Source organism: Phocaeicola sp. (assembly GCF_048170425.1).
In the GTDB taxonomy this organism is placed as follows: domain Bacteria; phylum Bacteroidota; class Bacteroidia; order Bacteroidales; family Bacteroidaceae; genus Phocaeicola.
Genome location: NZ_DBEXBB010000200.1, coordinates 1 through 9845, shown reverse-complemented (window position 1 = coordinate 9845; position 9845 = coordinate 1). Strand labels below are relative to the sequence as shown.

Annotated in this window: 9 protein-coding genes; 4 read left to right on the top strand and 5 right to left on the bottom strand. The window is 46.1% G+C overall.

Annotated features, from left to right (window positions below; all coding sequences use genetic code 11):
* Nucleotides 1-27: 27 nt before the first annotated feature.
* Nucleotides 28-1809, bottom strand: coding sequence for a translation elongation factor 4 (lepA, locus tag ACMJ0U_RS07935; RefSeq protein ID WP_417129419.1), 1782 nt, complete (start codon nucleotides 1807-1809; stop codon nucleotides 28-30).
* A 105-nt stretch (nucleotides 1810-1914) separates the two neighbouring features.
* Here lepA and ACMJ0U_RS07930 point away from each other — a divergent pair, with 105 nt between their 5' ends.
* Genes ACMJ0U_RS07930 through ACMJ0U_RS07915 form a run of 4 tightly spaced genes read left to right on the top strand, consistent with a single transcriptional unit; the run spans nucleotide 1915 to nucleotide 5904 of the window.
* Nucleotides 1915-2496, top strand: a complete 582-nt coding sequence (locus ACMJ0U_RS07930; RefSeq protein ID WP_117673840.1) for a LemA family protein — start codon at nucleotides 1915-1917, stop codon at nucleotides 2494-2496.
* Between the two features lie 15 nt (nucleotides 2497-2511).
* Complete coding sequence (locus ACMJ0U_RS07925) at nucleotides 2512-3432, top strand: TPM domain-containing protein (RefSeq protein ID WP_417129417.1); 921 nt, start codon at nucleotides 2512-2514, stop codon at nucleotides 3430-3432.
* A 25-nt stretch (nucleotides 3433-3457) separates the two neighbouring features.
* Entirely contained in the window at nucleotides 3458-4537 is a 1080-nt protein-coding gene (aroC, locus tag ACMJ0U_RS07920; protein ID WP_417129425.1) for a chorismate synthase, read from the top strand.
* 11 nt (nucleotides 4538-4548) lie between these two features.
* Nucleotides 4549-5904: a dipeptidase gene (locus ACMJ0U_RS07915; RefSeq protein ID WP_417129415.1), complete on the top strand. Its 1356-nt coding sequence runs from the start codon at nucleotides 4549-4551 to the stop codon at nucleotides 5902-5904.
* Nucleotides 5905-5999: 95 nt separating this feature from the next.
* Here the strand turns inward: ACMJ0U_RS07915 and ACMJ0U_RS07910 are convergent, their stop codons facing one another.
* The 4 genes from ACMJ0U_RS07910 to ACMJ0U_RS07895 all read right to left on the bottom strand — a co-directional run bounded on the left by ACMJ0U_RS07910 (nucleotide 6000) and on the right by ACMJ0U_RS07895 (nucleotide 9796).
* Nucleotides 6000-6338 (bottom strand): hypothetical protein, encoded by a 339-nt coding sequence (locus ACMJ0U_RS07910; RefSeq protein ID WP_417129413.1) that lies wholly within the window; start codon nucleotides 6336-6338, stop codon nucleotides 6000-6002.
* 11 nt (nucleotides 6339-6349) lie between these two features.
* Nucleotides 6350-6931: a hypothetical protein gene (locus ACMJ0U_RS07905; RefSeq protein WP_417129411.1), complete on the bottom strand. Its 582-nt coding sequence runs from the start codon at nucleotides 6929-6931 to the stop codon at nucleotides 6350-6352.
* 388 nt (nucleotides 6932-7319) lie between these two features.
* Entirely contained in the window at nucleotides 7320-8297 is a 978-nt protein-coding gene (locus tag ACMJ0U_RS07900; RefSeq protein ID WP_417129423.1) for an endonuclease/exonuclease/phosphatase family protein, read from the bottom strand.
* Nucleotides 8298-8335: 38 nt separating this feature from the next.
* The gene (locus ACMJ0U_RS07895; protein ID WP_417129421.1) at nucleotides 8336-9796 is read right to left on the bottom strand and encodes an aminoacyl-histidine dipeptidase; all 1461 of its coding nucleotides are present in this window, start codon (nucleotides 9794-9796) and stop codon (nucleotides 8336-8338) included.
* Nucleotides 9797-9845: the final 49 nt, after the last annotated feature.

Sequence of the window (9845 nt, the reverse complement as noted above, 5' to 3'; positions counted from 1 at the left end):
TGACGCTTTTTACGGGAAATCAAAAGCTTAATCAAGCTTAAGAACCGCTAAAAATGCCTTTTGAGGAACTTCTACCGTACCAATTTGCTTCATACGTTTTTTCCCTTTTTTCTGCTTCTCCAAGAGCTTACGCTTACGGCTTACGTCACCTCCATAACATTTAGCCGTCACATCCTTACGAACTGCCTTAATGGTTTCACGCGCAATAATCTTTGCACCGATAGCCGCCTGAATCGCAATTTCAAACTGCTGACGAGGTATCAGCTCCTTCAGTTTCTCACACATCCGGCGTCCCAAATCATACGCATTATCAAAATGAGTCAACGTAGACAAGGCATCAACCGATTCTCCATTCAACAGAATATCCAGCTTCACCAATTTAGAAGGACGGAAACCTGACTGATGATAGTCAAAAGAAGCATATCCCTTAGAAATACTCTTCAACTTATCATAGAAATCTATCACAATCTCACCTAAAGGCATCTTGTAATGCAATTCCACACGATTACCTGAGATATAATCCTGTTTCACCAGTTCTCCGCGCTTACCCAGACACAACGTCATAATCGGACCAATATAATCTGTTGTCGTAATAATGGAAGCATCAATATAAGGTTCTTCAATGTGGTCTATCAACGTAGGATCGGGCATTCCTCCCGGATTATGTACTTCCTGCACTCCTCCCTGCTTATCGTAAATCATATACGATACGTTAGGAACAGTGGTAATCACATTCATATCAAACTCACGATCCAATCGCTCCTGCACAATTTCCATGTGAAGCAATCCTAAGAAACCGCAACGGAATCCGAAGCCTAATGCCAAAGAAGATTCCGGCTGGAAAGTCAGAGATGCATCGTTCAACTGAAGTTTCTCCAAAGAAGCACGCAGATTCTCATAATCTTCTGCCTCAATCGGGTAAACTCCGGCAAATACCATCGGCTTTACCTCCTCAAATCCATCGATTGCCTTATCACACGGACGACTGATATGCGTAATGGTATCTCCCACCTTCACCTCTTTAGAAGTCTTGATACCGGAAATAATGTATCCTACATCTCCCGTACGCAACTCTTTCCGAGGAACCATATCCATTTTCAATACACCCACTTCGTCGGCATCGTATTCTTTTCCTGTATTGAAGAATTTCACCTTGTCGCCTGTACGAATAACGCCGTTTACCACCTTAAAATATGCAATGATACCACGGAATGAATTGAAGACAGAATCGAAAATCAAAGCCTGCAGCGGTGCATTCTCATCACCTACTGGAGCCGGGATACGTTCTACCACTGCCTGAAGAATATCCTCTACACCCATACCGGTCTTTCCCGATGCACGAATAATATCTTCACGCTTGCAGCCTAACAAATCGATGATTTCATCTTCCACCTCTTCCGGCATCGCACTGGCCATGTCACACTTGTTCATCACCGGAATAATCTCCAAGTCATGCTCCAATGCCATATACAAGTTCGAAATAGTCTGCGCCTGCACACCTTGAGAAGCATCGACAACCAATAAAGCTCCTTCGCAGGCTGCAATGGAACGAGACACTTCGTATGAAAAGTCCACGTGTCCCGGAGTATCAATCAGGTTCAGAATGTATTTTTCACCTTTATAATTATACTCCATCTGAATGGCATGACTCTTAATCGTGATTCCACGTTCACGTTCCAGGTCCATATCGTCCAACATCTGTCCTTCTGTAACCTTAATTGTCTGCGTATATTCCAGCAAACGGTCAGCCAGTGTAGACTTACCGTGGTCTATGTGCGCAATGATGCAAAAATTTCGGATATTCTTCATATATAATATTACAACTTATCAAAATTATTGGGCAAAGATACGCAAAAAATGAGATTTTTATGTATGTTTGCCACTGAAACTAATCATAAAACATAAATAACACGTATGAAAAAAACATGGATTATTGTTATCGCAGTAGTAGCTGTTCTTGTGATTTACTGCGTCAGTTCGTATAATTCTTTAGTCACTCAGGAAGAGACCGTAGGCACTGCATGGAGCAATGTAGAAAACCAATATCAGAGACGCTCAGACCTGATTCCAAACCTGGTCAATACTGTTAAAGGATATGCTGCACATGAAAAAGAGACATTCGATGCAGTGGTATCTGCCAGAGCAAAAGCTACCCAAATGACCATCGACATAGAAGATTTGACCCCTGAAAAAATTGAAGCCTATCAGAAAGCACAAGGAGCTGTGGGCAGTGCATTGAGCCGACTGTTGGCTGTGACGGAAAACTATCCGGAACTGAAAGCCAATGAAAACTTTAAGGAATTGCAGGCACAGTTGGAGGGAACTGAGAACCGTATCAGCGTAGAACGTCGTAAATTCAACGAAACCGCACGTGAATATAACACCAGTATTCGCCGTTTCCCGAAAAACATCGTCGCAAGCATGTTCGGTTTTGAAAAGCGTCCTTATTTCGAAGCTGAAGAAGGTAGTGAAAAGGCACCTGAAGTGAAGTTCTAACCGACCCTCTTCACAATGAAACGTATTTCTTTATTCGGAATACTCTTTTTACTGACAATTGTCTTCAGCAATTTACGGGCTGAAGGATACAAGGTAGAAGATATTCCCATGGTACACCTGCAAAACCGGACACGGTATGTCAGCAATCCTGACGGTATTCTAAGCGATGCTGCCGTAGCTGCAATGGATACCACCCTTTTTGCCTTGGAACAAAAAACCGGTATCCAGACCGTGGTCGTAGCCGTACGACAGATAGAAGGAGGTGATTGTTTCAACTTTGCCTACCAACTGGGAGAAAAAAACGGAGTAGGTCAGAAAGGAAAAGACAACGGACTGGTCATTCTGCTGGTCACAGAAGAAAGATGTATCCAGTTTGCTACCGGATATGGGCTGGAAGGCATATTGCCCGATGCCATCTGCAAACGCATCCAAACCCGTTACATGAATCCCTATTTAAGTAAAGGTGACTGGGATTCCGGTATGGTAGCCGGTATTCAGGCCGTACGACAAATACTGGATAAAAGTTCCGGGGCTCCCACTCCTCCCGAAAGTGAATCAGACGGACTGCTGATTTTCATCATCCTGGGATGCTGCTTTATCCTTGTACCTGCCTTATTATGGTATTCTGCACGCCAACGAAATAAATGTCCGAATTGCCATAAGCATACCCTGCAACAGGTTTCGGTCCGTACCATTTCACGCGTAGGCAGCGTACGTACCGAAGAAATCACCTATCTGTGCAGCAACTGCGGACACGTACGTCACACTCACCGAAAAGTCGATGACGACGATTTTCATCACCGGGGAGGTAACGGAGGTCCCTTCCTTGGAGGTCCGTTCTTTGGAGGTGGCTTCGGAAGAGGAGGAGGAGGCTTCAGCGGCGGCAGTTTTGGAGGAGGAAGCTTCGGAGGCGGTGGCGCTGGAAGCAGATTCTAATCACAATCAATTATACTACACAACGATGTACAACAACACTTTTGGAAATATCTTCCGTCTCACCAGTTTCGGTGAATCACACGGAAAAGCTATAGGCGGAGTTATCGACGGATTTCCGGCAGGTATCGCCATCGACATGGATTTTATTCAACAGGAACTGGACCGACGCCGTCCCGGACAATCGGCCATTACCACAGCACGAAAAGAAGCCGACCAGGTAGAATTTCTTTCCGGAATATATGAAGGAGTATCTACCGGATGTTCCATCGGATTTGTGGTATGGAATACCAACCAGCACTCCAACGATTATGACAACATGAAAGACGTATTCCGTCCTTCTCATGCCGATTTTACCTATACTCAAAAATACGGTATACGCGACCACCGGGGAGGCGGGCGCTCTTCAGCGCGTGAAACCATCGCCCGTGTAGTGGCCGGTGCTCTTGCCAAACTGGCATTGCGACAACTCGGCGTTCGCATCACAGCTTTCACTTCGCAGGTAGGAGAATTCAAGTTGGATAAAGACTATACTGCATACGATTTGAGCACCATCGAAAACAATCCGGTACGCTGTCCGGATCAGGAACTTGCCAAGCAGATGGCTGACTACATTTACCAGACAAAAGGAGAAGGCGACACCATCGGTGGTGTTATCAGCTGTGTCATACAAGGTTGCTCCATCGGATTAGGACAGCCGGTTTTCGGCAAGCTTCATGCCGCTTTGGGTAATGCCATGCTCAGCATCAATGCTGTCAAAGGCTTTGAATACGGACAAGGTTTCAGTCACATGGAGATGAAAGGCAGCCAGCAAAACGATATATTCTATCGTGACGGAGATAAAATAGCCTTCCACACCAACCGCTCAGGAGGTATTCAGGGAGGTATCAGCAACGGCCAGGACATTTATTTCCGCGTAGCCTTCAAGCCGGTAGCTACGGTATTGATGGAACAGCCAACAGTTGACATCCATGCCAACGAAACCATTCTGAAAGCCCGCGGACGTCACGACCCTTGCGTATTACCCCGTGCAGTCCCCATTGTGGAAGCTATGGCAGCCATGACAATACTCGATTATTATCTGCTCAATAAAACTACGCACTTATAAATAAAAATACCATGGAAATCAAACAATACATCCAAGAAAATGAAGAACGATTCCTGAACGAACTGTTCAGCCTTATCCGTATTCCCAGCATCAGTGCGCTTCCTGCACATAAGGATGACATGCTGGCCTGTGCGGAACGCTGGCGTCAGCTACTGCTCGAAGCAGGAGCCGATGAAGCAATGGTCATGCCCTCAGAAGGACATCCGTTAGTCTATGCCGAAAAGCGCGTCAGCCCCGACGCTCCTACCGTACTGGTCTATGCGCATTATGACGTGATGCCGGCCGAGCCGTTGGAATTATGGAAAAGCCAGCCTTTTGAACCGGAAGTTCGTGACGGTCGTATCTGGGCACGCGGTGCCGACGATGATAAAGGACAGTCCATGATTCAAGTCAAGGCATTTGAATACCTCGTACATGAAGGACTGCTCCGTCACAATGTAAAATTCATTTTTGAAGGAGAAGAAGAAATCGGTTCGCCCAGCCTGAATGCTTTCCTGAAAGCACACAAGGAATTGTTGAAAGCCGATGTGATCTTAGTATCCGACACCAGCATGTTAGGAGCCGACCTGCCGTCCCTCACTACCGGACTAAGAGGACTGGCTTACTGGGAAGTTGAAGTAACTGGCCCGAACCGTGACCTTCATTCCGGGCATTTTGGTGGTGCAGTGGCCAACCCTATCAACGTACTTTGCGATTTACTTTCAAAGGTCATCGATACGGACGGACGTATTACCATTCCTCATTTCTATGATGATGTAGAAGAAGTACCAACTGCCGAGCGCGAAATGATTGCCCAAATTCCGTTCGACGAGAAAAAATACATGGAAGCCATCGGGGTGAAAGCCCTGAAAGGCGAAAAAGGCTATTCCACACTGGAGCGCAACAGTTGCCGCCCGTCATTCGATGTCTGCGGTATCTGGGGAGGATATACCGGCGAAGGTTCCAAGACTGTATTGCCTTCTAAAGCCTATGCCAAGGTTTCCAGCCGTCTGGTCCCTCACCAACAGCATGAAAAAATCTCCCAGTTGTTTGTAGACTACCTCACTCAGCAGGCACCCGACTATGTACAAGTGAAAGTCACTCCTCAGCATGGAGGTGAAGGCTATGTATGCCCGATTGACCATCCGGCTTATCAAGCTGCAGAAAAAGGATTTGAAAAAGCTTTCGGTAAGAAACCACTGGCCGTACGTCGTGGAGGAAGTATTCCTATCATCAGCGATTTTGAACAGATTCTGGGCATCAAAACCATTCTGATGGGATTCGGACTGGAAAGCGATGCCATCCACTCCCCGAATGAGAATTTCTCACTTGACATTTTCAGAAAAGGAATAGAAGCAGTAGTGGAATTCCACCAGCAATATAAATAACACTGCACAAAGCACATTCCTAAAGGGCACTGCACAAGGAGAAACAAATACACTCACTCCTTGTACAGTGCTTTCATTCTTAATGCTTTCGATGCTTATCTCTTTTCGGTACGCAGCAAATAAAGCCACGTGTTATCTTCCCACGCACCGTCTTCCTGAATAATCTGGAAAAATAGTTCCATTTCTTCTACCTCTTCCTCCGGAATCCCTTCTGCTCCCTTAGATCTGATATAGCGCGAGACAGCTCTTTGACGATACGGACTGGCAATATTCAGATACAATGAGCCGGAGTTATCCCCCCTTGCAAAATACATAGGCAGGAAGTCTCTTCCGTCATTAAAGAAATCGGTGAAAAAAATTGAACATGGCAGCGGCTCCCCAATCAGTTCCGTTTCCACATAACGAGACTGTTCCTGCGTAAAAATCCAATTCATACGGTTCGGTATCATACTGGAAATATCATATTGCAGACATCCAGCGTAGCGTCCGCATGAAATATCACCCGCATCATCTCCGTACGTTGAGCCACCCTCTGCCCCATTTTGCGCAGCACATCTTTCACCAAATCCGTTTTTTCCCATACCTGTCCGTTCCATTCCACTTCTCCCGGACCACCAACGATTAACGACAGACAGTCCTCTCCAAAATGAAAATCATAAGGCGTGTCCAGTTCGATACAGGATTCGTTCATCTGATACCGGCAGGTGATGGACAATTTTTTCTCCTCTTCCTGTGGCATGAAATACCCTTCCACCTCCAGATCATAAGGCTTTCCGGAAGACTTTCCGGAAAAAACAATTTCAGACACTCCAGGAACTACATCCACCGCCAGTTTAATGTCATCCGGAAGTAAGGATGAAATCGTCAGCTGTAGTTTGGTCGTATCCGATTCTATCGCATCAAATTCCACTACGGGATATGCCCATGCATCTTTCACTTCCAATGCTTTCCCGTTCCATTGGAAATCAAAAGCCGAGCCAGAAAAACGAATCTCACACATTTCACTCTCCGGGTTCAGTAGCGGCAATGCCTCTTCATTTTTACAGGAAAAGAAAAGCAATAGTATCCCAACGGACAAACATTTCAAAACCGTTCTCATATTCTTTCAATTAAAAGTTAACAAAATCAGTTCTCAATGGGAACAAATGGATATATATTGTAATACCAGTCATCAGAATTATAATAATCCCATCGGAACCTAGGGACAAAAGTATGGTTTGACACAATCGTATTTTCCCTACCATCATTTTCCACTTTCATTTCAACAGTTACCACTAATATATAACGTGACGTAAAAGTCAAATGATTGATTTCGCAATAAATATACGTTTTTTTCAGAAAAGCAACTCCAGGACAAAAAAACATATATTCATTTGGCCAATAATATCAACTTTCAATGCGCGCGAGAAACAACTCTATTCTTCCACTATCAGTTCCAGCAGCACCGGAAGATGATCGCTATATCCTCCGTGATACCGCATTCCTTTATAGGTGCGGAAAGGCGTATCCCCTCCATACACATTATCTTCTTCCAACAAAAAAGGAAAACGCAAGATAGAAGTTTTTTCTTTTGAAGTCCTTGTATGAGCATCCGGCTGCAACAGACCACCGTTCACCACCATCTGATCCAGTACACCCCACTCTCCTTTATAACGATAGGTACCTCCCTGCTGGTTTTCCATCAGATTATACAAGGCACGTAACTGCGGCTTTTCAGACAAGGCAGACACCCGAAGCCCTTCCTGCAACGACTTTCCATCAGGATAGTCATTAAAGTCCCCCATAATGATAAGACGGGGATTCTGCCGTTCAGCCATGACCGAACCAGCGGCCTGACGGATTCTGCGGGCCACCCACAAACGATAGGGATCTGTTTTCTTTGCACCTCCCACACGCGAGGGAAGATGACAGACAAAGACATCCAACGTATCTCCGCTTACCACACGCCCTGATACATACAGCACATCCCGTGTAGGACGCATACCCAATGAATCTGACGGAATACGAATTTTCTGTGAAGCGAGCAAGCGGAACGAGACTGGCTGATACAACAGAGCCACATCGATGCCACGCTCATCGGGTGAGCTGGTCATGACATATTTATAACCCACTTCACGAAGCGGAGAATAACGAGTCAAACTTTTCAGGCAATAGTCATTTTCCACTTCACACAAGCCCACCAAATCGGGCACCTGCTCCTTTCCTGCTGCCAGTATGACCTTTCCAATCTTGTTCACCTTATCCTGAAAGCGACTATACGTCCAGTTCCGTACACTCCCCGGCAAAAACTCTGTATCCTGCTTTAAGGAATCGTGACGGCAGTCAAACAAGTTTTCCACGTTGTACTCCATCACCCGGAACGCATGCTGTGCCTGAGCCGGTGCGGCACTCATGCCGCACACAGCCCATAGCAAGCTATAAATTAATTTTCTCATGAACGAGCCGGAATATTTACCAGCACATCCAGCAGATGACGCCAGAACTTGTCCACCGTAGGAATCAGCATGCGTTCATCCGGTGAGTGCACGCCACGCAGCGTCGGTCCGAAAGAAACCATATCCAATGACGGATATTTCTCCAGAAACAATCCACATTCCAGTCCGGCATGAATCGCTTTCACTTTCGGTTCCACTCCAAACAGACGTTTGTAGCTTTCTACAGCCACCTTCAGAATAGCAGACGACGGATTCGGTTTCCATCCCGGATAACCGTCCCCGGTCACACAGGTAGCTCCACCCAACTCAAATGCTGAACGTACCATCTGCGACATATCCTTACGAGAAGAAAGGATAGAACTACGCTGACTGGTCACTACCACAATCTTGCCGTCGCGCATCTTCACCGAAGCCAAGTTAGAAGAAGTCTCCACCAAGCCTTCCATATCCTGACTCATGGCATACACTCCGTGATGTACGGCATACAGTGAATGCAGGAAGCGTGCCATGGCTTCTTTCTCCATCACTTCCGCACAAGGAGTTTCCGACTCCAGTTCCATGGTCAGGTTCGGTTCTGTCACCGCAAACTCATTCTCCACCTCAGCCAGGAATATATTCAATGCCACCCGTACATTTTCTTTATCAGCCATCGGCACGGCACAAACGGCATGGGCTTCTCTCGGAATGGCATTATGCAAGTTACCTCCGTCAATGTGACTCAGACGCAAATCATACTGCTTCATCAAGATTACCAAGAAACGGTCGAGCAACTTGTTGGCATTGGCACGGTTCTTATTGATGTCGTCACCAGAGTGTCCGCCAGTCAATCCTTTAACTGCCACACGGAAGAAGAAATAACCTTCAGGAGCCGCTGTCATCGGACAAGGGAATTCAGCTGTAGTACCAGCACCTCCGGCACAGCCGATAAACAATTCTCCTTCATCTTCCGAATCCAGGTTTATCAGAATATCCCCGCTCATGAAACCTTCTTTCAAGGCAAACGCTCCGGTCAGTCCCGTTTCCTCATCCACGGTGAACAAGCATTCCAGCGGTCCGTGCTGAATATCATCTGCAGCCAGCACAGCCAGTTCAGTCGCCATACCAATACCGTTGTCAGCACCCAGTGTGGTACCTTTCGCCTTCAGCCATTCCCCGTCAATGTAAGTTTCAATCGGGTCTGTCTCAAAATTATGTACTGTCTGGTTATTTTTCTCGCATACCATGTCCATGTGCGACTGCAACACCACTTTTTTCAGATTTTCCATACCAGCGGTAGCCGGTTTGCAAATCAAGACATTTCCAGCCTCATCCACTTTATATTCCAGCGCATGGGATTTTGCAAAGTCCACCAGATACTTTCTGATTTTTTCTTCCTTCTGAATCATCAGTTCGTTCAGGTCATTCCAGTAGCGATATTTAGTGAGCAGCGAATCAACTTCTACGTAGGCAATCTTCATATTTGTACCTGCTACTGCCGGAGCAGAAGCTTCAGTAGAAGTTCCCTTG

What these genes read in the sequence shown, in the direction of transcription:
- ACMJ0U_RS07925 (WP_417129417.1), top strand. Translation starts at nt 2,512, where the DNA reads ATGAAACGTATTTCTTTATTCGGAATACTCTTTTTACTGACAATTGTC.
- ACMJ0U_RS07900 (WP_417129423.1), bottom strand. Translation starts at nt 8,297, where the DNA reads ATGAGTGCCGCACCGGCTCAGGCACAGCATGCGTTCCGGGTGATGGAG.
- aroC (WP_417129425.1), top strand. Translation starts at nt 3,458, where the DNA reads ATGTACAACAACACTTTTGGAAATATCTTCCGTCTCACCAGTTTCGGT.
- lepA (WP_417129419.1), bottom strand. Translation starts at nt 1,809, where the DNA reads ATGAAGAATATCCGAAATTTTTGCATCATTGCGCACATAGACCACGGT.
- ACMJ0U_RS07910 (WP_417129413.1), bottom strand. Translation starts at nt 6,338, where the DNA reads ATGAATTGGATTTTTACGCAGGAACAGTCTCGTTATGTGGAAACGGAA.
- ACMJ0U_RS07895 (WP_417129421.1), bottom strand. Translation starts at nt 9,796, where the DNA reads ATGAAGATTGCCTACGTAGAAGTTGATTCGCTGCTCACTAAATATCGC.
- ACMJ0U_RS07930 (WP_117673840.1), top strand. Translation starts at nt 1,915, where the DNA reads ATGAAAAAAACATGGATTATTGTTATCGCAGTAGTAGCTGTTCTTGTG.
- ACMJ0U_RS07915 (WP_417129415.1), top strand. Translation starts at nt 4,549, where the DNA reads ATGGAAATCAAACAATACATCCAAGAAAATGAAGAACGATTCCTGAAC.